The organism is Dielma fastidiosa (assembly GCF_000313565.1).
Lineage (GTDB): Bacteria > Bacillota_I > Bacilli_A > Erysipelotrichales > Erysipelotrichaceae > Dielma > Dielma fastidiosa.
In genome coordinates this window covers 130197-151366 of the sequence record NZ_HE578926.1, presented here as the reverse complement: position 1 = coordinate 151366, position 21170 = coordinate 130197, and the positions used below count along the sequence as shown (strand labels likewise).

The 21170-nt window shown below is 37.0% G+C and carries 21 protein-coding genes; 18 read left to right on the top strand and 3 right to left on the bottom strand.

The window, feature by feature from the left end; translation table 11 throughout:
* Positions 1–54: 54 nt before the first annotated feature.
* The 9 genes from DAHG_RS08630 (at position 55) to DAHG_RS08590 (ending at position 7316) form a co-directional block, all read left to right on the top strand.
* Positions 55–498 (top strand): GNAT family N-acetyltransferase, encoded by a 444-nt coding sequence (locus tag DAHG_RS08630; protein ID WP_022937944.1) that lies wholly within the window; start codon positions 55–57, stop codon positions 496–498.
* Positions 499–507: 9 nt separating this feature from the next.
* A complete protein-coding gene (locus tag DAHG_RS08625) occupies positions 508–1113 on the top strand; it encodes a DUF5052 family protein (RefSeq protein ID WP_022937943.1) in 606 nt (201 codons plus the stop codon).
* Between the two features lie 42 nt (positions 1114–1155).
* Positions 1156–1662: a YcxB family protein gene (locus DAHG_RS08620; RefSeq protein WP_051151199.1), complete on the top strand. Its 507-nt coding sequence runs from the start codon at positions 1156–1158 to the stop codon at positions 1660–1662.
* Between the two features lie 73 nt (positions 1663–1735).
* On the top strand, positions 1736–2389 hold the full coding sequence (locus tag DAHG_RS08615; RefSeq protein ID WP_022937941.1) for a DUF1905 domain-containing protein: 654 nt from the start codon (positions 1736–1738) through the stop codon (positions 2387–2389).
* A gap of 129 nt (positions 2390–2518) precedes the next feature.
* Positions 2519–3211, top strand: coding sequence for a Bax inhibitor-1/YccA family protein (locus tag DAHG_RS08610; protein WP_022937940.1), 693 nt, complete (start codon positions 2519–2521; stop codon positions 3209–3211).
* A 173-nt stretch (positions 3212–3384) separates the two neighbouring features.
* The gene (locus DAHG_RS08605) at positions 3385–4119 is read left to right on the top strand and encodes a sugar isomerase domain-containing protein (RefSeq protein ID WP_022937939.1); all 735 of its coding nucleotides are present in this window, start codon (positions 3385–3387) and stop codon (positions 4117–4119) included.
* Between the two features lie 74 nt (positions 4120–4193).
* A complete protein-coding gene (locus tag DAHG_RS08600; protein WP_022937938.1) occupies positions 4194–5084 on the top strand; it encodes a DUF3137 domain-containing protein in 891 nt (296 codons plus the stop codon).
* 11 nt (positions 5085–5095) lie between these two features.
* The gene (locus DAHG_RS08595; protein WP_022937937.1) at positions 5096–5635 is read left to right on the top strand and encodes a LemA family protein; all 540 of its coding nucleotides are present in this window, start codon (positions 5096–5098) and stop codon (positions 5633–5635) included.
* Between the two features lie 409 nt (positions 5636–6044).
* Positions 6045–7316 (top strand): acyltransferase family protein, encoded by a 1272-nt coding sequence (locus tag DAHG_RS08590; RefSeq protein ID WP_022937936.1) that lies wholly within the window; start codon positions 6045–6047, stop codon positions 7314–7316.
* A 106-nt stretch (positions 7317–7422) separates the two neighbouring features.
* Here DAHG_RS08590 and DAHG_RS08585 read toward each other — a convergent pair whose 3' ends face one another.
* Positions 7423–8184 (bottom strand): IclR family transcriptional regulator, encoded by a 762-nt coding sequence (locus DAHG_RS08585; protein ID WP_022937935.1) that lies wholly within the window; start codon positions 8182–8184, stop codon positions 7423–7425.
* A gap of 273 nt (positions 8185–8457) precedes the next feature.
* Between DAHG_RS08585 and buk the strand changes: the two genes are divergently transcribed.
* Genes buk through DAHG_RS19170 form a run of 6 tightly spaced genes read left to right on the top strand, consistent with a single transcriptional unit; the run spans position 8458 to position 13141 of the window.
* Positions 8458–9519: a butyrate kinase gene (buk, locus tag DAHG_RS08580; protein ID WP_022937934.1), complete on the top strand. Its 1062-nt coding sequence runs from the start codon at positions 8458–8460 to the stop codon at positions 9517–9519.
* A 43-nt stretch (positions 9520–9562) separates the two neighbouring features.
* Complete coding sequence (locus DAHG_RS08575) at positions 9563–10468, top strand: phosphate acyltransferase (RefSeq protein WP_022937933.1); 906 nt, start codon at positions 9563–9565, stop codon at positions 10466–10468.
* 2 nt (positions 10469–10470) lie between these two features.
* Positions 10471–10830 carry a prenylated flavin chaperone LpdD gene (lpdD, locus tag DAHG_RS08570; RefSeq protein ID WP_022937932.1) on the top strand — a complete coding sequence of 120 codons (360 nt, stop codon included), beginning with the start codon at positions 10471–10473 and terminating at the stop codon, positions 10828–10830.
* Positions 10823–12292, top strand: a complete 1470-nt coding sequence (locus DAHG_RS08565) for a UbiD family decarboxylase (protein ID WP_022937931.1) — start codon at positions 10823–10825, stop codon at positions 12290–12292. Before lpdD ends, DAHG_RS08565 begins: the two co-directional genes overlap by 8 nt.
* Positions 12285–12872: a UbiX family flavin prenyltransferase gene (locus DAHG_RS19175; protein WP_022937930.1), complete on the top strand. Its 588-nt coding sequence runs from the start codon at positions 12285–12287 to the stop codon at positions 12870–12872. The genes DAHG_RS08565 and DAHG_RS19175 overlap by 8 nt, the downstream gene beginning before the upstream one ends.
* Before the next feature lie 26 nt (positions 12873–12898).
* Positions 12899–13141: a LemA family protein gene (locus DAHG_RS19170; RefSeq protein ID WP_022937929.1), complete on the top strand. Its 243-nt coding sequence runs from the start codon at positions 12899–12901 to the stop codon at positions 13139–13141.
* 138 nt (positions 13142–13279) lie between these two features.
* On the opposite strand, the gene DAHG_RS08550 is transcribed toward DAHG_RS19170, so the two are convergent.
* A complete protein-coding gene (locus tag DAHG_RS08550) occupies positions 13280–14155 on the bottom strand; it encodes a class I SAM-dependent methyltransferase (protein ID WP_022937928.1) in 876 nt (291 codons plus the stop codon).
* A 141-nt stretch (positions 14156–14296) separates the two neighbouring features.
* Here DAHG_RS08550 and DAHG_RS08545 point away from each other — a divergent pair, with 141 nt between their 5' ends.
* On the top strand, positions 14297–15460 hold the full coding sequence (locus DAHG_RS08545) for an alanyl-tRNA editing protein (protein WP_022937927.1): 1164 nt from the start codon (positions 14297–14299) through the stop codon (positions 15458–15460).
* Positions 15461–15497: 37 nt separating this feature from the next.
* Complete coding sequence (locus DAHG_RS19165) at positions 15498–16103, top strand: hypothetical protein (RefSeq protein WP_022937926.1); 606 nt, start codon at positions 15498–15500, stop codon at positions 16101–16103.
* A gap of 83 nt (positions 16104–16186) precedes the next feature.
* Here the strand turns inward: DAHG_RS19165 and DAHG_RS19160 are convergent, their stop codons facing one another.
* Positions 16187–18052, bottom strand: a complete 1866-nt coding sequence (locus tag DAHG_RS19160) for an LCP family protein (protein WP_022937925.1) — start codon at positions 18050–18052, stop codon at positions 16187–16189.
* Between the two features lie 283 nt (positions 18053–18335).
* Between DAHG_RS19160 and DAHG_RS08530 the strand changes: the two genes are divergently transcribed.
* Positions 18336–21122, top strand: coding sequence for an InlB B-repeat-containing protein (locus DAHG_RS08530; protein WP_022937924.1), 2787 nt, complete (start codon positions 18336–18338; stop codon positions 21120–21122).
* Positions 21123–21170: the final 48 nt, after the last annotated feature.

The window sequence follows — 21170 nt, the reverse complement described above, 5'->3', positions numbered from 1 at the left end:
TTGTTATTGTATTAGCGTATTGATTTAGCTATAATGGTCGCAAGAGGTGAAATTATGGAAAAAAAGGTTACCATTCGCAAGGCTGAAAAGTCAGATGCAGAAATGATCTGGCAATGTAACTGTGAAGGCTTGGGATATACATTTGCCCTTGAAGATACGATCCGCAGGGTTCATGATATCATGGATCGTTTCCCGCAGGATTTATTTCTGGTGGCATGTGTTGATGATCAGCCAGCTGGTTACATCCATGCGACAGATTATGAATGCACTTATATGGAAGCGTATAAAGATATTGAGGAACTGGCTGTGCTGCCGGGTTATCAGGGCTATGGCATCGGCCGCAAACTGCTGAATGAGGCAGAAGCATGGGCACGTGAATGCGGTGTTGCCGGTGTTAGATTGATCAGTGGTTTTGCCCGTACCGGCGCTCATCAATTTTATTTAAAATGCGGTTATACACATCGCAAGGATCACAAAAATTTTGTGAAGAACTTTTAGGAGCCAGCGATGAAAAAACGTACAATTTGTATTACATTAGCGGCTTTGCTGATGCTTGGCGGGGTTGGCGGCTGTGCTAAAATCAGAAATGCTTTTCAGAAATGGAAGGGATCACTGATCGGTCTTGAATTTGATATTTATACCTATGATGATTATGGCAATACGACATTAACAGTGCATGGCAAGAATGTTGAGGTTGAAGTCAAGCAGGAAGAGGGAGCCAGTGAAAATGCTGATTTTACCTCAGAGGTGCTTGAAATTACGATTGACGGCAATCAAATGCTGCAGATCGGCAATACGATGGTTTTCGCGGAAGCGGGACTGGATCAAATCACTGACTTTGAAATGCAGGATGAAATCGATACCGATGACGGGATTATTAATTTTATCCCATTTGATCGGGTACTGAATCAATATAAGAATGATATCGGCAAAGCTAAGACGATCCTGATTTCATCCCAGCAGGGAATACCGATCGCTGTTTATCAGGGGAATAGTGTGTATGTGGAAATTCCTAACGATTTACCTAAAATGACACGATTGAATATCGATGGCAAGAGCCTATATATTCATCGGGCTAATTATGTCATTCTTGATTCAGAAATGATTGACTGAGGCATATCATAGGCTGTAATTTAAAGGAAGCGGGGAATTTTGTTGGCAAGGATAGAATTAAAATTTCAATATACACAAAGTGAGTATGTGCGTGCAGAAAGACTGTATTTAATTGCAGCTAAAATTTTACATAAGTATGATCCTGTTTTAGCGGTTTTATGCTTATTAATTGCGATGATTTATATGCTTGCTTCTGCATTCAGTACCCTGAGTGTAATACTCTTTGGGATAGTGATTCTTGTTGTCATAATGGGTTGCTGTTTATATTTTTTAATGCCAATCCTTAAGTATAAAAACACTTCAAAATTTCATGAAGCATATACTCTGATATTTTCAGAGGATGCGATTTATTTCAAAACCGACAGCATTGATTCAGAATTGCAGTGGAATGTTTATTCACAGCTTTGGCATAACGATAATTTCTATTATTTAATCCAAGGTGTACGGATGTATACATTAATTCCCAAAAGAGTTTTTAAAGATTCAGATGAGCAAGAGGCTTTTGAAGAGCTTGTCCAATCAAAGCTGAAATTGATTAAAAGGATATAGGACTGTGATTTATGCTTTCTTGATTTATGCAATAGCAAGTATTTGATTCATCTACACGATGGGAGTGAAGCTCATGCGGTACACATTTAAGAATGAAATATTTAAAGAAGGCAATCGTTATTTTATCAAAGTTCCCTTTAATGTGTGGGAAGAATGCGGACAAAAGGGTTTGATACCTGTGGAGGTTTCAATTGGCAGCACTCATTTTGAATGCCGTCTGGTACCTAAAGGCAATGGTGTTTATTACATCCCGATATTAAAGAAATTGGTTTCTCAAATCATGGATGAAGCAGCAGAGGGTACCTTTCAAATCATTGATGGTTTAACACGAATTAATCATGATAGTCCGTATTCAAAGCAGCATCCAATACGAAAAATTGATAATATTCAAAAGCTGGTATATCCGAAAGAGGGCTATTGCGGTCAGACATGTATTGCGATGCTGACAGGGCAAAGTGTAGAGGAAATCATTGATATTATGCATGCGAAAGCATGGCGGTGTTCATTTGCCAAGCTGATTGAAGCACTTGATTATTTTGGAATTCAGCATGGGGATCGGGTTACTTATACACATGGTGAAGAATTTATTTTACCTAAATGCTGTATTGTTAATGTGAGGGATGAGCGTGTCAGTCATTATGTCTTGTATTATCAAGGGCATTATTATGATTCAAAAGAGATTCATTTCAAAGATATTATTAATTATTTAGAAATTATTGTTGAGTAGAAAAGGACGTTTTATCAATATTACGGCTTTTTGATCAGACAAATAATGCAAATATCCGGCAGTTTTTTGCGAAAGTATTGTTGAGATCATCGAAAAAGTTTATAATATTGCATATATGGAGGGTTAAAAATGTACGAAAGTCCAACTTATGTACCTGGCGTGAGTGAGAATTCATATGCTAGGAAAGTATTTTTATGGCTGTTTATAGGATTGATGGTTACAGCGGCAAGCGCCTTAGTGTTTACGGAAACTAATCTGTGGATGGTTGTTTTCAGTAATCAGCTGATTTATTGGGGAATGTTCATCGTTGAATTGTTCTTGGTGTTTAAAATCAGCGCAAGTCTGCATAAGATTTCAGCCGGTGCGGCAAGAGTTTATTTTCTGCTTTATTCTGTGATGACAGGGCTGACTGTGGCAGGTATTACTTTTATCTTTGGAATGTATACAACATTCGTCGCTTTTGCTTATACGTCATTGCTGTTTGGCAGTATGGCTCTGATCGGCTTTACAACGAAGCGTGATTTAATGAGGTTTTCAAGCGTTGTGATGGCTGGTTTGATTACTCTGCTGATTGCCAGTGTAGCTAATATCTTCCTGCGTCTTCAAGGGCTTGATCTTGTATTGAGCTATGCCGGTATTATTCTGTTTATGGGTATCACGGCTTATGATATTCAGAAGATGAAACGCTTATATGAAGCAAATGAGGGTAATGATGAGGCTTTGAATAAATTAGCCATCTTCAGTGCTCTTGATTTATATCTTGATTTTATTAATATCTTCCTGCGTATTGTTCAAATTCTAGGAAGAAGCAGCCGTAAATAAGTTTAAGATCATATCTGGGTTAACCGGATGTGGTCTTTTTTTCTTTGTGTTGAAAGCAACTTTTGATTGTGGATTTGCGTGACTGGTATTAAAAAGCCCGGCGAGAGGTAAGGGAAACGCATTGTAAACGCTGCCATAAACTCTTATAATAGTTTATAAGCGGAGGTGTGTTTATGAAAGTCATGAAGGAATTTTATGAAGTGATTGAAAAGGAGCTGGCAGCTTCCTTGGCACAAGAAGAGGTTTTAAATCAGGCTGTCGAGGCAATGAGTGAAACCGTGGCGGCAGGCGGTGTTATCCATGTATTTGGCTGCGGTCATTCTCAGATGTTTGGTGAGGAGCTTTGTTTCCGTACCGGCGGCTTGGTGCCCGTGAATGCGATTATGATCCCACAGTATAATATTTATCCCAAGGTTCGTTATTCACAGACGATGGAGCGTACAGAAGGTTTTGCGCAGGGTGTTTTAGAAGCGATGCATCCGCGCAGTTATGATACGATGATTATTGTTTCGGTATCTGGGCGCAATGCGGCTGGTGTGGATATGGCGCTGGCAGCGAAGGCCATGGGTATGAAGGTTATCACCTTGACTTCATTAAAGTATACCAATGGTGTAACCTCACGTCATTCATCCGGGAAGCTGGTGCGTGATGTAGCGGATATTGTTATCGATATGGGCGGCATTAAGGGTGATGCAGCACTGCATCGTGAGAATGTGAAGGAAAACTTCTGTTCACCGTCAACCATCATTGGCATGTCAATACTGGTTGGCTTAGTTGGTGAGGTTATCGTTAAGCTAGCGGATCAGGGCATTGAAGTACCGATTTGGGTCAGCGGCAATCTGGACCGCGGTGATGCTGTGAATCAGGAATACATTAAAAACTACCATGGTAAGGTGGATATCCTATAATATCAGTTCTGTAAGAAAGATTGAAATGTCGAAATCCCTCTTTTATAATAGAAAACATAAAGGGGGATTTTTCTATGGAACCAAATATTCAGGCGCTTGAAATCAGAAGACGTCAGCTATCTTCACGGGTAAGCCGCTTCTTTGCGTTAACCGGCGTGCTGGCAGTGATTTTTCTAATGCTGTCAATGATTTGTTCCTCAATGCTGCTTTTAATACCTTTTGTGATTGTCTTGCTTATTGCTTTAGCCGTTTATTATGGAGCTATCAATCCAGAGATAAAACAATTTAAGCTGGATGCCAAGCAATTGCTGGTTCAGAATGTACTGGCGGAAAAATTTACCGATTTAACGTATTCACCTAATGGTTTATCTCAGTCACGCTTTGATGCGGCTGAACTGTATAATCATTATACGAATTATAAATCCAACGATTTGATCCGCGCGCGGTATCAGGGACGAGCGTTTATCTGCAGTGATGTTTATATCAATGAAGTGCGTTCGGCTGGTAAAACTACGGTTACCGTAGATATATTTAAGGGTCATTTCTTTATTCTTGATATCAGCCGTCAGATTCATTCACTGACTCAGGTGTATCCAAAAGTGCTGATCGGCAATGATAACCATTCCGGCGGCTTCTTTGATGATACGCCGCAAACAGAAAAGGTAAAGCTTGAAAGTGTTGAATTTAATCGGCAGTTTGTAGTTTATAGTGAGGATGGTCATGAGGCTTTTTATCTGCTGACACCAAAAGTGATGGAGATTCTGTTAGATTTGAAAAAAAGGCTTGATTTAAGTGTCAGTTTTTATGATAATAAGTTATATGTGGCGGTAGCTGATGAAAATGATCCATTTGAAATTAAGTTACATGATACTATTGATGAGTCACTGCTCAGAAAGCTGCATCGGGATTGCGCGGATTTATGCGAAATTCTGAATCTGATTAATCAGATTGAATGGAATACATAGGAGGCATTTTTATGGAATTAAGTATTGGGACGGTACTCCTGCTGATATTGGCAGTTATTATTACAATGTTGTATAACATGGTCATCCGAGCAAGACTGAAGATGGATGAGAGCGGATCAACAATTGATATTTTGTTGAATAAGCGCTTTGATCTGATTACGAATCTTGTAGAGGTGGTAAAGGGTTATACAAAATATGAGGAGGATGTATTAAGCAAGGTTGTTGAACTGCGAAATACATGTCATGTGAAACCAAATAAGAATAAGTATAATGAGGGGCTGAATGAGGCGGAAACCAAGCTTTTGGCTGTTGTCGAGGGGTATCCGGATCTGAAGGCTGACGCGTTGTATCTCGAATTAATGAAACAGCTCAGCGATGTTGAGGAACAGCTGCAGGCTGCCCGCCGTTTCTATAATGCTAATGTGACGAATTACAACAATCGGGTAACGACGTTTCCAAGTGCGTTGGTGGCTAAGGCTATGAAGGCGAAGACGAGAAAATATTTTGCGGCTGAAGAAGATGTGAAGGCGAATGTTAAGGTTGAGCTGTAAAATTGAAGTATGAGAAATAAAAAAGATTGTGAAGAGGTGTAAAGCAGACAGCTGTTTGATAAACTTTATAACACAATCTTTTTTTTGCTCTCTGTTATTTAATATGGCTAAAGAGATATTTAAATTTATTGAGAAGTAACTAAAGCAGAAAATTTTTCATTTATATAATGAATAGTTTTCTGTTTTTTATTATTGATTAGAGTATAATGTTCGGTCTTTACTGCAATTGTGAATTCATTTATTTTAATTATTAGAATATACTTCTGAATTGAATAAGTATTGTAAGCTGTTACAAAAAAAGTGTTGACATCGAATAATACATCATTTATAATTTCGTTGTGAGAAACGATGTTTCGTAAAACGAAACAAATGTGATACATCACTACTATCATAAAGAGAGGAGATAAGTATGAATCAGGTTTTACAACCCAAAAAAACTAGAAATTATGCTGTTGATTTCTGGCGTGTATTTGCAACATTAGCGGTATGTTGGGGACATTTTGGAAGCGTGGGTTTCCGATTTGCAGGAGGTTCTCATTATCCTGCTAGCACTTTATTTACAAATGGTCCCGTGCTAGGTGTATTTTTAATTTTTACAGGTTATTTTTTAATGAAGTCATTTCAAAGCAAAAAAGCAAAGGGAATGAATTCAGATAAGTCAGCTAGAGTTCAAGCAATTGAGTATTTAAAAAGTCGATACATAGGTCTATGGCCAGCACTATTTACTGGTGTTGCTTTCGGTTTTGTTATTTCTATAACAGGCGAATTGACAGGTTTATGGCATGGCAAGCTCTTAACCGTTGGCGAACATTTTAATGGTATTACTGATATATTTGCTGCTTTAAATGTATCTATACTTCAATTTTTAGGTTTAGATGCTACTGGTTTGCTAAGTGATACTGGTTTTGCATATTCATGGAATTCGCCGCTCTGGTATATTTCAGCAATTTTTGTGGGTGGTTATTTCCTCTATTATTGTTTAGCAAAGAATGAAGATTTCACACGCGGATTTATTATTCCGGCTATCGTAATTATCTGTCCTTCAGTTTGGGCAATGAATAGTGCTTTAAGTATGAATGATCGTTCGGTTTTATTCTTAGGTTTATTTGATAATGCTATAGCTTTTGGTTCATGGGGTATGGCACTGGGAATCCTTCTGTATCAGCCATATGAACGATTTAGAAAAATGAAAATCGGGAATATTGGTAAAAAATGGCTGACTGTTATTCATGTTCTTTTTGCAGGGTGGTTATTTTATATAACGATTGTAGGTTTTGATGGTTTATACGCTAGTGCAGCAAGTGATGGAGGGCGTATCAATAGTGAAATGTATGTAAATATCATTGTTGCCATTACGCTGGCTTTTGCAGTGGCAAATCAGGATTATCTGACAGAAAAGATTTTTAATCGGCCAATTTTCGGTAAACTTGGTGAATTTGCATTATATTATTTTATTGTTCATATCCATGTTATCAACGTTGTGCTTGGTTTAGTAGGTGGTGAAAATGTAACAACCAGTGGTCAGTATTACATGTGGTTAATAATCGTTAATATAATCTGTATAATACTGGGGTTAATCGCTCAGCAATTTTGCAAAAAGGTTATTTCTCCATTACTAAAAAAACTGGATAATAATATCCAACGCTGTACACAAGAAGGTATTGCAGAAGGTATTCAATAAAATTTAGATTGTAACCCGGAGACAGAAATTATTTTGCATTGTAATTTTGAAAAACAAAAGATCTCCCAATAAAATATTCAATTTATTGAGAGATCTTTTTAAAAAGTTAAGCTTTATAGCCAAGATTTTCTGAAATTGAAGCAGCTAAATTTTCTAATATATCTAGATATTCACTAAAATATTGTTCTATATTTTGTGAAAGTGTCACGACTGATATGGCAGCGACAACTTGGTTACTGTAATTTCGAATGGGAACTGCAACGCTTCCAAAGCCTGGATAGCGATCATTAATGTCAGTCGCATAGCCATGTTCCCGTGTCTGAATAATGATTTGATCTAATTCTGTTTTGTTTTTAATTGAATTAGATGAATATTGTTTAAAGCTAAAATCTTCACATAATTTTTGATAAAAAGTATCACTTAAGGACGATAAAAGTACCCGTCCCATAGCAGTTACATATAGTTGAGCACTCATACCTACTCTGCCTGTAACTTCCAAGTCATTTGATGAGTTTTCAATATGAATAGTAATGACACGGTTACCTGAAATCACACCTAAATGAATGGGAACGTGTGACATTAAGCTTGCCTTTTGAATTAATGGTTTAGATACTGATACTAAATCTAATTTGGCTGTAACAATGCTTCCATATTTAAGAAAGGCTAATCCAAGCTTATAGCGTGCATCTTCACTTTTCTCTACAAAATTATTCGCTTCTAACGTATATAAGATTCGGAAAGTACTTGCTTTATCAAAATTGCTTAATTTACTTATTTCTGCTAATGAAAGACTTTCGTGTTTACTTAATATATTAATTACCAGCAAGGCTTTGCTGAGTGAATTTAAAAGATATTTATCTTTTTCCATAAGTGCCTCCTTACAGTGGTTGTTAATAAGATTATTTGAATTACAATACAATTTTAACACATTTCAAAAGTTAATAAAAGATACATAAAAGTAGGCAGATGAATTGAAAAAATTATTTTCATAATATAAGGAGGACTAGGAGCATACCATTGCATTCTTTAACAGAATATTACAACAAAAGGATATTTAAATGAATATCTAACATCGATTAATGGATGTTTAGATATTAAAGGCGTAATACCTTTACAAAACTATTATACGAGGAGGGTTCATATGAAGAAAATTTTTGTAATTAATTTAGGTTCTACATCAACAAAAATTGCTTATTTTGAAAATGATCAATGTATATATAAAGAAAATCTGATACACCCAGCTGAAGAAATAAAAAAATATGAAACTATTTGGGAACAGTTTGATTTAAGAAAGGCAGCGTTGGATGAATTCATGCAAACACATAGTATTGTTGTGAGTGAATTGGATGCAATAGTTTCGCGAGGAGGACATACAGAACCACTTAGTAGTGGAACATATCGAATTACTGAAAAAATGCTGGCACAGTCTAGAAGCATGAAATACGGTAATCATGTCACGGATTTGGGACTTCAATTAGCGGCTGCTTATGCAAAAGAAGGACCTGTGCCTTTTACTGTTGACACTTCTTGTACAGATGAATTTGAACCGTTAGCTCGATACAGCGGTTTAAAAGAAATTGAACGTGTCAGTCGCTTTCATGCATTGAATCACAAGGCTGTAGCAAGAAAATATGCAAGTGAACAAAATAAGAGTTATGAAGAGATGAATTTAGTTGTTTGCCATATGGGTGGTGGTACATCAGTAGCTGCTCACAAACATGGTAGAATGATTGATGGTGATTATGGATTAGAAGGAGATGGTCCATTCTCAACAGACAGGGCCTGTGGATTACCAGTAGGAGCATTGATTGACCTTTGTTATAGTAATCAATACACTTACAAAGAAATGAAACGGAAAGTAAAGGGTTTAGGCGGTTTAATGAGCTATGTTGGAGAAACTGATGTAAAAAAAGTAGAGAAGGCTGCTATGGAAGGAAATCATGAATGTAAGGAAGCACTTAAAGCAATGTGCTATCAGACCGCGAAAGAAATTGCAGCAATGGCTTCGGTAATGAATGGAGACGTAGATGCTATCTTGATAACTGGTGGTATCGCTAATTCTAAATTTTTGATGTCTGAAATTGAACGTCGAGTAAAATTCATAGCACCAGTGATTCTGTATCCTGGTGAGTTTGAAATGGAATCTTTGGGTGTCAATACATATAAGGCATTAATAGGTATTAATGAAATTAAAGAGTTATAAAGTATTTTTATATTCTGTGAACAATAAAAAGAGGAGTGAGAACATGAAGTTTACAAGTTTTAATGAAATAGAATCTTATATTTTAAATAATCAATTGGTTAAAACAGTGGCTTTGGCTTGTGCCCAAGATGAACTAGCATTACAGGCAGTAGTAGCCGCTAAACGAAAAGGTGTACTTAATGCGATACTGATTGGTGATTGTGAAAAGTTAGAAGCATTGTTAAATCAAATGGGTGAGGACTCTACGGATTACCAATGTATCGAATGTTTAGATGAACAGGAGGCTGGTCGGTTAGCAGTTCAAATGGTTGTCGAAGGAAAAGCGGACATACCTATGAAAGGATTGATGATGACAGCTTCTTTCATGAAAGCAATACTAAATAAAGAAGCTGGTTTTATAAAGGAAGGTGCTTTACTTTCGCAGGCTACAGTACTTGAGTTTACTGAAGAAAATCGCTTATTAATCATTAGTGATTGTGCTGTTAATATTACACCCAATGTAGAACAGAAAATTAAGATCACCCAAAATGCAGTCAATCTGGCTCATCATTTAGGAATTAATGAGCCTAATGTTGCTGTATTATCAGCACTTGAAAAAGTTAATCCAAAAATGCCGAGTTCAGTAGATGCACAAGCTGTTGCTGATTATGCGGGTTATAGCGGTATTGGTGCTATTGCCGGACCACTGGCATTGGACATTACAATCAGTAGAGAAGCGGCTGAACATAAAGGAATTTATAATCAGGTTTGTGGTAATGCAGATATTTTAATTATGCCAGAGATTACAGCAGGCAATATTTTTACTAAATCTTTAACTTTTTTTGCTCATCTAAAATCTTGTGGTTCATTAATTGGAACTACGCATCCTGTTATCATGACGAGTCGGACAGATACTGCTGAAGATAAATATTTTTCAATCTTAGTAGCTATTTTAAACAGTATGAATTAATTATGAAAAAAAAGATTTTCGATCAGGTAATCAATTGTGAGGTAACACGTTTGGGACGTGATTTTGCTATCTGTGTCTATGGTGGGGACGAGCCGCATCTTGGTGCTTTATGTCTTGCTGTTCCTTATTATAAGAATGAAAAACTGCATGCTAGTGTATCAACATTAGTTATCCCCACTCATAGAGATAATGTGATAGCGGAACTGTTTGCTAAACGTTTTGCGCTTGCATTCAATAGTAATGTTTCATGTAGCTGTGGTATTCATTATGATATTATTACTTCATCAGAAATTGAAAAATTTATTTTATTAATGGAATTATTTGCAGAAGAAGTTATTGAGAAGGAGCGTGCTTATGAGTAAATATGATTTGAGATATGCATTAAAGTTGTTATCTAAGCTTGATCATCAGTTAATTGAGACAGAGGTAGAAGTAGATCCAATGGGAGAGTTAGCTGGTGTCTACCGACATATTGGAGCTGGAGGGACTGTTCAAAGACCTACAAAGGAAGGACCAGCTATGATTTTTAAGAACATTAAGGGGTTTCCAAACGCAAGCGTTGTTATTGGCTTAATGGCTTCTCGGAAACGTGTGGGTTATTTATTAAATTGTTTGCCTGAGCGACTTGGATTTCTTTTGAAGGAATCTGTTAATAACCCTATTCCTCCTATTGTTGTGCCTAATTCACAGGCAAAATGTCAAGAAATTGTTTATCGAGCAGAAGATGAAGGCTTTGATATTCGTAAATTAATTCCTGCACCAACCAATACATTAGAAGATGCAGGCCCATATATTACATTGGGAATGTGCTATGCTTCAAATCCGGATACGGGTGAATCAGATGTGACTATTCATCGAATGTGTCTTCAGTCAAAAGATGAAATATCAATTTTTTTACAGCCAGGAGCACGGCATATTGGATATTTTAGAGAGTTAGCAGAAGCTAAGGGGCAATCCCTGCCAATATCTATTAGTATTGGGGTTGATCCTGCTATAGCGATTGGTTCATGCTTTGAAGCACCAACAACACCTTTAGGTTATGATGAATTGCAAGTGGCTGGCGCTATTAGAAATGAAGCTGTTGAACTTGTACAATGTCTTACCATAAATGAAAAAGCAATAGCTAATGCTGAATATGTTATTGAAGGTGAATTAATGCCATTTATTCGTGTACGCGAGGATCAAAATAGTAATACTGGTAAAGCAATGCCAGAGTTTCCTGGTTATTGTGGGCCGGCCAATCCTTCACTGCCTGTTATTAAAGTGAAGGCAGTGACAACACGCAAAAACCCAATCATGCAAACATGTATTGGTCCAAGCGAAGAACATGTTAGCATGGCTGGGATTCCAACAGAGGCTAGTATTTTAGGCATGGTTGATAAAGCTATGCCTGGAAAGTTATTGAATGTGTATTGTGCAAGCAGTGGGGGCGGGAAATACATAGCTGTCATGCAATTTAAAAAAACAATGCCTTCTGATGAAGGAAGACAGCGACAAGCTGCTTTGCTGGCTTTTAGTGCTTTTGCTGAATTGAAGCATATTTATCTTGTTGATGAAGATGTAGATCCATTTGATATGAATGATGTACTTTGGGCAATGACTACCCGATTCCAAAGCAACGAAGATATTATTATGATACCAAGTGTACAATGTCATCCGTTAGATCCATCTAATCAGCGAGAGTATTCATCTAAATTGAAAGCAAAGGGGAATGCCTGCAAAACAATTTTTGATTGCACAGTTCCTTTCTGTTTAAAAGAAAAATTCGAAAGGGCAAAGTTTATGGAAGTGAATCCTAAACATTGGGTATCTGATTTTGAGTAATAAAAAGCGGCTGATAGTTGCTATCAGTGGGGCAGATGGTATTCAACTTGCGTTTTGTCTTTTACGTTTGCTGAAAGACAATGATGAGATAGAAAGTCACTTAGTTATATCAAAAGGTGCTGAAAAAGCTTTAGGGACATTAAATAATATTGATGCTTTAAAAGCAATGGCTGATGTCGTTTATGATAATGAGGATAATAGGGCTGATATAGCAAGTGGTTCCTATGAAACTATTGGCATGATTGTAATTCCTTGTAGTATGAAAACTTTATCAAGTATACGAAATAGTTATGCTGATGGATTAATAGCAAGAGCTGCGGATGTTTGTATCAAAGAACATCGTTGTCTTGTGTTGGTAACAAGAGAATCACCGCTTTCCGCAATTCATTTAGATAATATGGCTTATTTAGCAAGGCTTCAAAATGTGTTTATCATGCCTCCCGTTTTAACATATTATACAGGGGTTAATAGTCTAAAGGATATGGAAATACAAATTGTTGGGCGCATTCTAAATAAATTTAAAATTGTAGTTACTGGTTATCAGACATGGAATTCAAAAAATAAAAATCTAAGTATATAATTCAGAGATTATTGTATGCAGAAATAATGAATTTCAATTATAAAGTTAATGATGCCAACACGTTGTATCTCGAATTAATGAAACAGCTCAGCGATGTTGAGGAACAGCTGCAGGCTGCCCGCCGTTTCTATAATGCTAATGTGACGAATTACAACAATCGGGTAACGACGTTTCCAAGTGCGTTGGTGGCCAAGGCAATGAAGGCGAAGACGAGAAAATATTTTGCGGCTGAAGAAGATGTGAAGGCGAATGTTAAGGTTGAGCTGTAGTTGATAAATGTATATGAAATTGGTTTTTAAGACAATTAAAAAGGAAGTTGGGATTCATCGTATTAATGAATTTGAACTTCCTTTTTGTTTTTATATCATAGTAATTTTTTTAGCTGTTAAGTATCGTACTTCGACGGTTTACTTTTGAATCCAGCGGCCAAAGATACCGCATGGCAGTACCGTATGGGAACGCGTAATCGGCAACCCGATTTCACCGGCAGTAATGCTGCCCTCAGGGTGTTTCTTGCCGATCGTGCTGACTAACAGATTATTTAATACTGTAGGCGGGAATCCGGTCGTATATGAATTAACGAGGAAGAACAATGGCTCATCATCCAGAATTTCCAAACATGCACTGATTAAAGGATACAGCTGTTCCTCAATCTTCCAGATTTCACCATTAGGCCCGCGGCCATAGCTAGGCGGATCCATGATGATTGCATGATATGTATGCCCGCGGCGCTTTTCACGTGCGACAAATTTTAATACATCATCAACAATGAAGCGGATCTTTTTATCCTCCAAATGCGAATAGGCCATGTTTTCCTTTGCCCATTGAACCATTCCCTTACTGGCATCAACGTGAACGACTTCCGCGGCACCGGCACTTGCGCAAGCCATAGTTGCACCGCCGGTATAAGCGAATAAATTCAAAACACGAATCTCACGGTCAGCTTCATGAATGGCTTTCATCATCCAATCCCAATTTGCTGCCTGTTCAGGAAATAAACCTGTATGTTTAAAACCCGTAGGACTTACTTTAAAGGTTAAATGCCGGTAATTGACGGTCCAAGTATCCTTTACCGGTTTTAAAAACTCCCAGCTGCCGCCGCCTGATGATGAGCGGTGATAATGCGCATGGGGATGTTTCCATAAGCTATCTTCATGATCAATCGGCCAAATGGTTTGAGGATCAGGACGTCTTAAAATGATGTCCTTCCAACGTTCTAATTTCTCACCATTGCCAGTATCAATACATTCATAATCTTTCCAATTTTCTGCGACTTGATTCATAGGTACACCTCATTTTGCTTAATCATTATAGCATAGATAAGAAAGGATTTACGACAATTTCACACATTGTTTTGATGATATGATTCAATTTTGACCCTGATTGGGTGTATAATAAAAAGTAAGAACAAAAGGAGGGGTCGTATGATAAATAAGAATTATGATCAGTGCTTTCATTGTGAGTGTACTGCCCGTGTCAAAGAAGTAGTCGAAGAAAAGGACTTTTATTGGCACTATTTGGATAATACAATTTTCTTTGTAGAGTCGGGCGGCATGCGCAGTGATATAGGAACGATCAACAATCTTCCGGTACTTGGATTGAAAGTTGAAAACAATAAAGTCTGGCATTTGCTGGATCAAAAGCTTGATGGAACAGTATTTTTATCAGTGAATCTGCATGAGCGTTTCCGCAAAGCGCAGGTACACACTGCCCAGCATTTGATTTCAGCGCTTATTGGGGGAATTTATGGGGCTAAGACAATCTCACATCATGTAGGTGATGATGAGAATGATGTAGAGTTTGAAATGACATCGTTTACGCAGCGGCAATGCAGTGAATTACAGATTCTGACCAACGGCTTGATCCGTGATGATCTGCCGGTAACGATCACTTATCCTAGCAAGGCTGAAGCGATGAAATTTGCTCCAAAGGATAAATGTGAGCATGATGAGATTCGTGTCGTTAAGATTGGCAATCTTGATTATAATCTCTGCGGCTGCATTCATGTGCCAAGTCTGAAATATATTCAGATGATTAAAATACTGGGCTTTGAGAAAACAACACGCGGTATCAAAATTAAATATCTGTGCGGTGATCAGTTCTTAGACGCGTTTGAAAAGCGCTATGATGTATTGGAAGAAATGTCTCATACATTAGCACTGCCGCATCTTTACGTGATGAGCGGTGTCAATAAGCTGATGAATGACAAAAAGAAACTGACTGAGCAGCTTGTGGAAATGAAGAATAATTATTATACTTATCTCGCGAAGGAAATAGCAACGACAAATAAGAAGAATACAGTAATTCATGAGTTTACAGACTTTGATGCTAAGGATTTGAGTCAGTTCACTTTAGCGTTTGTTAATAACTATGATCGAGTAGCAATTTTTATTACTCATACAGATTCTGAAAATATGCACATAACGATTGGTCATAGTCCGAATATCGCTTTTAATTCTCAGGTATTCTTTAAATTATTGGCAGAGAAGTTCGGCCTGCATGGCGGCGGCAACGCGGCTCTTGCGCAAGGCGGCGGGAAATATGATCCGCAAATTCTTGAATTTCTTAAAAATAGTCCGATATTCTAATAAATATGATATACTTAATGCGGTTTGGAGGTAAAGCATGAAAATGAAGATAAAAACATTGCTGAGCATGGGGGTTGCTTTAACCCTTGTATTAAGCGGATGTTCAAAACCGGAGGAAGAACCTGCTCCGATAGAAGATGTAGTTGAGACGCTGCGCGGCAATGATGCCTACGCGTCACCAGTTAATCCGACCAATGAACAGATTTTGGCATTTAATGCACTGACGGACGCGGTTGCCAGCGGCAATACCGAAGAGATTGCGAAAAATGTTGCGATCTGCTTCGCCTTTGATTTCTTCTCTATGAAGAATAAAACCGGTCAGGATGATGTCGGCGGCTTAACTTATCTGCCAGATGACCGCATTGAAGAATTTAAAACTTATGCTGTCTCACATTATTATCAAAATTATGCAACAATTGTAAATGATTATGGTCAGGAATCACTGCCATGCGTTAAGTCGGTGACGATTAATTCCACAACTTCTCAGCAGGTGCAGTATCTTGGCAATGCATATGATGGTTATGTGGTCAAGGCATCCATTGAATATCAGAAAACCAAGATGGATGAAACTACATTAAAGACTGAAATTACAGCCACAATGATTGTAGATAACGGCATCGTAGGATTAATTGCAGTAGAATAAAAGTTCAAAAAGCCTCATTTCAAAGTGGGGCTTTTTTGCGGCTTATTGATAAATAAAACCCGCTGTTAGACAGCGGGTTTGGATTATGGTTCAAGCGTTGGATCGATTGGCTGTGTCGGATCGACAGGCAATGTCGGATCAATAACCGGTGCTTCAGGATCTTGATCCGGCGTTTCAGCCGGCGGTTCTGGAGTACCTGGTTCAGGATCGGTTGGATCGGAAGGTTCACCTGGATGATCCGGCATATTCGGATCTTCATTTGGTTTTTCACCTTCAGGATCATTTGGATCAATTTCACCTTCAGGATTTTCCTCATCTTCACTTGGTTCAGTTTCTGGATATTCCAAAGAATAGAATTGGTATATTTTAGTTGTAACATTATCTGTCCACAGCATATATGGACTTTCAAGCGGATATTCAACAGGATCACTTAAATCGTCAAGTCTGAATGCAAATTCATTTAGCTTCATGGTTTCAAACATCTGCAGGTATTTGCGATAAACTGTACGCACATCCTCACGATTCAAAATATAGACGCTCAGCGGCAGATCCGCTCCCATGCTGGCGGTCGGATACATGTCAGAGTAACCATTTTCCATATGCAGTGTTTCAAATGTCCATGGCTGAATTTCCTCGGCTTCTGACTTAATGAGCCGTTTCACCAGATCCATAGGGATATTTGTTGATACATATTTAGGGCCAATCTCCAATAGGGTAGGAACCTTATTGATACCATCGGCTGATAATACTTTATTGATAATGCCTTTAATGATTTCCTGCTGAGCCATGGTTCGCTCAATATCACCATAAGATTTACGATGACGGGCATAAGCAAGTGCCTGTTTTCCGTTGAGCGTCTGTTCACCTTGATTAAGGCAAATCAGATCCTCAGGGGCAAAGCTGCGGTTTTCATCCTGTTCACAGAAAGTAACGGCCACATTCGCATTGATACCGCCCAGTGTGTCAACAATTTCAATAAGTGAAGTGAAACTTACCTTGGCATAATAATCAATAGGGAAGCCAAATACTTTCTCCATGGTGGAAATCGTTGTATCAATACCGTAAATGCCTGTATGTGTCAGCTTGTCCGGGAAATTTGCGGCTGCAGTGTTTGGAACATAAGCATCGCGCGGAATGGAGACCATTTCAATGTGATTGGTCAGCGGGTTTACCAGCAGCAGAAGGTTGACATCACTGCGTAAATTAATGGTTGGTTCACCTACTTCATCCATGCCGGAAATGTAAATTGTAAAGGGTTCTTTACTAATATCCTTGGTTGACTGTGAAGCGGTGTTGCTGTTCGCGCGATCAAAGGTTGCGATAATTTTAAATTTAGTATCAAAATCCTCAATTTGTTCATTCAGTGTTGATGCGTAAGAAGAAGTAAAAATCATCGCTTCTACTTTACCGCTCAGGACATCTTGAGCCAAAGTCAGATAATTAGTGTAGGATTCATATGTTGGATTGACAAGTGTTGTATTACTCAGCAGCTGATCGATTACATAATTCGCATTGTCAGCATCATTGCCCTCTTGATAGCCTATTTTGGCATTGCTTAAATCAGCTAAGGCATTAACGGATGAATCAGCGGGTACCATCACAGTGATTCGGTTTGTCATAACCGTAGGACTATTGTCAATGCTGGCCATCGCGCTGTTGACCTTCCACATGAAGAAAGCCCCAAAGCATAAGAAGATGCTGAGCACGACACTGCACGCTCGTTTAGTAATCTTGATCCAGCCCTTATATTCAAGGATATCTATAATAATAAGGATAAAGGCTAAAATCAGTAAAGCGGCTATGATTAATACAAGAAATTTAGTAGGTATCATGTTTAGATGGAAGCATTCAAACATAAAAATCAGCATACAAATTATATAAAAGACATCTAGTCCGATATCTAAAGCATTTCTTTTCAGCTTTTCTATTAATTGTGAATCGATATGCATTCAATCACCTCGTTTATTTATTATACATTAAAAGTTCCTATTTGAAAGGATTTCAGATAATTTTCCATAATTTTATTGAGTTTTCAGTAACAAAGTATCCAAGACAAAATGAAGAGTGTCTTAAAAAGTATACTTTTTGAGACACTCAATTTTAATTAATTATAAGCTGAATATCTATGTTTGTAAATGAAATTTGCGCTAAAATTAATGAATTTACTCATGATTTCTAGTGTCTTAAAAAGTATACATTATGAGACAAATGTTAAATTAAGGGGGATGAAAAATGAAACTTAAAAATAAAATATGCTCAATTATGTCTATTTCAATGGCATTTACAGTCTTTAATACAACATTAAATGTTAAAGCGGCAGAAGCTCAATGGGTTAAGAAAGACGGTCAATGGTCATACATTAAAGAAAATGGTGAATCGGCGACTGGCTGGCTGAAAGATGGAAATTGCTGGTATGCATTTGATAGTGAAGGCGTAATGCGTACAGGCTGGGTTGCATCGAATGAACACTGGTATTATATGGGTGAATCAGGTGTTATGCAGTCAGGAACGTGGATTGAAAGTCAAGGCAGTATGTACTATGTAAAAGGTACAGGGCAAATGGCTAAAGATTATATCAAAGATGATTATGAATTAAATGATTACGGACAGGCTATACCTTTAGCTGATTCTAATTCAGTCATTGCCGATGATATTGAAGCTTTAAAGGGTAGCGTTATTGAAGGCAATCTATACATTGATGTTACCAACAAGAAAAATATTGAACTGAGTGATGTAACAGTAAAAGGCAAGCTAGTGATTATTGGTGACAACGCTTCATCAGCAAATATTAATATTAAAAACTCAGTAATTGAAACGATTAGTAATCAAAACAGGAATACTGAAATCGTTCTATTTAAAGATGCGGATATTAAAAATGTGATATTAGAGGAAGCAGGTAATATCACAGCTGATAAGAGCTTTAAAAAGACGATAAGAAATATTGAAATTCAATCAACAGTCAAAGATACAATCGTAATTAACGCGCCAGCATTGAATGTTGTCACTAGATCCTATGCGAATATAGAAGTTCAATCACCGGTTGAAATGCTTATAATGAATGCAACTACGGATGTGAAAGTAGCGGCTGATGTTAAAAATATAGTAATCACTGGCTCTGCGGCGCATAGTCAAGTAGAAATCGCAAGTGGGAAAACTGTCGAGACTATTATTGCTGATGCAATAATATCAATTGACGGCAAGGGGACTGTTAATAAACTTGAAGCAAATGCAAACGGAATTAAATCATCTTCAAGCATTAATATAAATGAAGTTGAAAAGAATAAAGAGGTTACTGATGTTCCGGAAGCTAATAAACCAAGCGCTGGCGGCTCATCGGGCGGCGGTGCGTCAGGAGGCTCTTCAGGAGGCTCATCAGGCGGCAGTGGCAGTGTTACTGATCCTGACGCCGAGAAAGTTGAAATTATTTTTGATACGGATTCGGCAGAAACTGAACTAGAGAGTATAATTGCGACTGTGGGAACTACTATAAATTTACCAACCAATTTAGTAAAAACGGGCTATGTTTTTGATGGTTGGTATATGGATGTTGGAAAAACGCGTACATTCCCAAATAATCAAATGAAAGTACGTTCATCTTCAAAACACAGTAGAACTATTACAGCAAAATGGGTTAGAGTTTTTGATACTAACACACCATTAGATAAAATGATGAATGATATTAAAGATGGTGATATTATTAAACTTTCAGCTGGTTCTTATGGTTTATCTGAAAGTTTGGATACATTAATAATAGATAAATCAGTTACATTTGAGGGAAACGAGAATGAAAATATCATTATAAATGCTAAAATTAATATATTAGGAAATGAAATTGAATCTAAAGTAAAATTTATTAATACCTTAATTAGATCCAACTTATATAACCAAAATGTGATAGATATGTTTGGTATATCATCATTACATATGAAAAATTCTATTTTAGAAGTTACTGCTGGAGATATTGAAAAAGATGGAATAATATTTCCTGTTTCAGGCATTAAAGCAAATAATGATCGAGAATATATGAGTTTGGAAGATGTGGTAATCAGGCTTAATAAATCTTCTGAAGAAAACAAAACCGCAATTGCAATATTTGGCGGTGATTATACTGGTGTGAATAAACATACAGGTATAGGTTTGTTTTTACATAATATTTCAATTGAAGATGAAGATTTATGTGCTGCAGATGGAATTATAAGAATGATGGGAATCAAATCTACGGATATAGAAATAGTAGAATCAAATCTAATAAATGAAAAACCTTTTACACACACATTATGGTTTAAAGATATCGAAAATGGATATATACACGTAGAAGAATCCACTATTAAGGGAAACAGCCCTGTATATCTGCAATCAATATATGGTGAGGATGGTAATGTAAGTATATCTGGAACACAACTAATTAATTCTTCATATAATGAGCTAAGCGAATTAGAGAGTATTCGTTCTGCTTTAACTGTTGTAAACTGTGATTTTTATGTTAGTATGGGAGGTGGTTCATTAATTAATGATTTTGAATATACCAAACCAATTACTTTAACAAATGCCTATTTCAATAAAGAATATTCTAGTATAGAAAATGATGGATATGGTATATCATTATCCAAGGTTAAAATGACAGGATATGATGATATTCCATTGATCTATTTTGAAAAAAAGCAACACAACAGAGACGATTATGAAGAATATGAAATTATTAATGGCTACCGTGTTGATGGGGTAAGCATTTCACAAATGCTAGATGATAATATTTTAATTGAATATGCAGGATCTGTGAATCAACATAAAAAATTCAAAGTGACAAATAAAGTTAACTTTGAAAGTATAATAGAAGATATATCTTATTCATGGTATGGAAGTAACAGTCTGGATGGTTCATATACCTACATTAGTGACGGCGAAACATGTATTATCAATATTGATACTGTTAAATTGAGATGCAGAGTAAATTTTAAAACCACGATAAATGATAAAAAATATCAATTTATTGTGGATATTCAAGTACCATTATCTTAAATATAAAATATAAGCTATAAAAAAAGGAAGCTTTGACGCTATTGAATA

What these genes read in the sequence shown, in the direction of transcription:
- DAHG_RS08630 (WP_022937944.1), top strand. Translation starts at nt 55, where the DNA reads ATGGAAAAAAAGGTTACCATTCGCAAGGCTGAAAAGTCAGATGCAGAA.
- DAHG_RS08610 (WP_022937940.1), top strand. Translation starts at nt 2,519, where the DNA reads ATGTACGAAAGTCCAACTTATGTACCTGGCGTGAGTGAGAATTCATAT.
- DAHG_RS08530 (WP_022937924.1), top strand. Translation starts at nt 18,336, where the DNA reads ATGAAACTTAAAAATAAAATATGCTCAATTATGTCTATTTCAATGGCA.
- buk (WP_022937934.1), top strand. Translation starts at nt 8,458, where the DNA reads ATGAAGAAAATTTTTGTAATTAATTTAGGTTCTACATCAACAAAAATT.
- DAHG_RS08625 (WP_022937943.1), top strand. Translation starts at nt 508, where the DNA reads ATGAAAAAACGTACAATTTGTATTACATTAGCGGCTTTGCTGATGCTT.
- DAHG_RS08545 (WP_022937927.1), top strand. Translation starts at nt 14,297, where the DNA reads ATGATAAATAAGAATTATGATCAGTGCTTTCATTGTGAGTGTACTGCC.
- DAHG_RS19170 (WP_022937929.1), top strand. Translation starts at nt 12,899, where the DNA reads ATGAATTTCAATTATAAAGTTAATGATGCCAACACGTTGTATCTCGAA.
- DAHG_RS08605 (WP_022937939.1), top strand. Translation starts at nt 3,385, where the DNA reads ATGAAAGTCATGAAGGAATTTTATGAAGTGATTGAAAAGGAGCTGGCA.
- DAHG_RS08600 (WP_022937938.1), top strand. Translation starts at nt 4,194, where the DNA reads ATGGAACCAAATATTCAGGCGCTTGAAATCAGAAGACGTCAGCTATCT.
- DAHG_RS08575 (WP_022937933.1), top strand. Translation starts at nt 9,563, where the DNA reads ATGAAGTTTACAAGTTTTAATGAAATAGAATCTTATATTTTAAATAAT.
- DAHG_RS19165 (WP_022937926.1), top strand. Translation starts at nt 15,498, where the DNA reads ATGAAAATGAAGATAAAAACATTGCTGAGCATGGGGGTTGCTTTAACC.
- lpdD (WP_022937932.1), top strand. Translation starts at nt 10,471, where the DNA reads ATGAAAAAAAAGATTTTCGATCAGGTAATCAATTGTGAGGTAACACGT.
- DAHG_RS08565 (WP_022937931.1), top strand. Translation starts at nt 10,823, where the DNA reads ATGAGTAAATATGATTTGAGATATGCATTAAAGTTGTTATCTAAGCTT.
- DAHG_RS08590 (WP_022937936.1), top strand. Translation starts at nt 6,045, where the DNA reads ATGAATCAGGTTTTACAACCCAAAAAAACTAGAAATTATGCTGTTGAT.
- DAHG_RS08585 (WP_022937935.1), bottom strand. Translation starts at nt 8,184, where the DNA reads ATGGAAAAAGATAAATATCTTTTAAATTCACTCAGCAAAGCCTTGCTG.
- DAHG_RS19160 (WP_022937925.1), bottom strand. Translation starts at nt 18,052, where the DNA reads ATGCATATCGATTCACAATTAATAGAAAAGCTGAAAAGAAATGCTTTA.
- DAHG_RS08550 (WP_022937928.1), bottom strand. Translation starts at nt 14,155, where the DNA reads ATGAATCAAGTCGCAGAAAATTGGAAAGATTATGAATGTATTGATACT.
- DAHG_RS08615 (WP_022937941.1), top strand. Translation starts at nt 1,736, where the DNA reads ATGCGGTACACATTTAAGAATGAAATATTTAAAGAAGGCAATCGTTAT.
- DAHG_RS08595 (WP_022937937.1), top strand. Translation starts at nt 5,096, where the DNA reads ATGGAATTAAGTATTGGGACGGTACTCCTGCTGATATTGGCAGTTATT.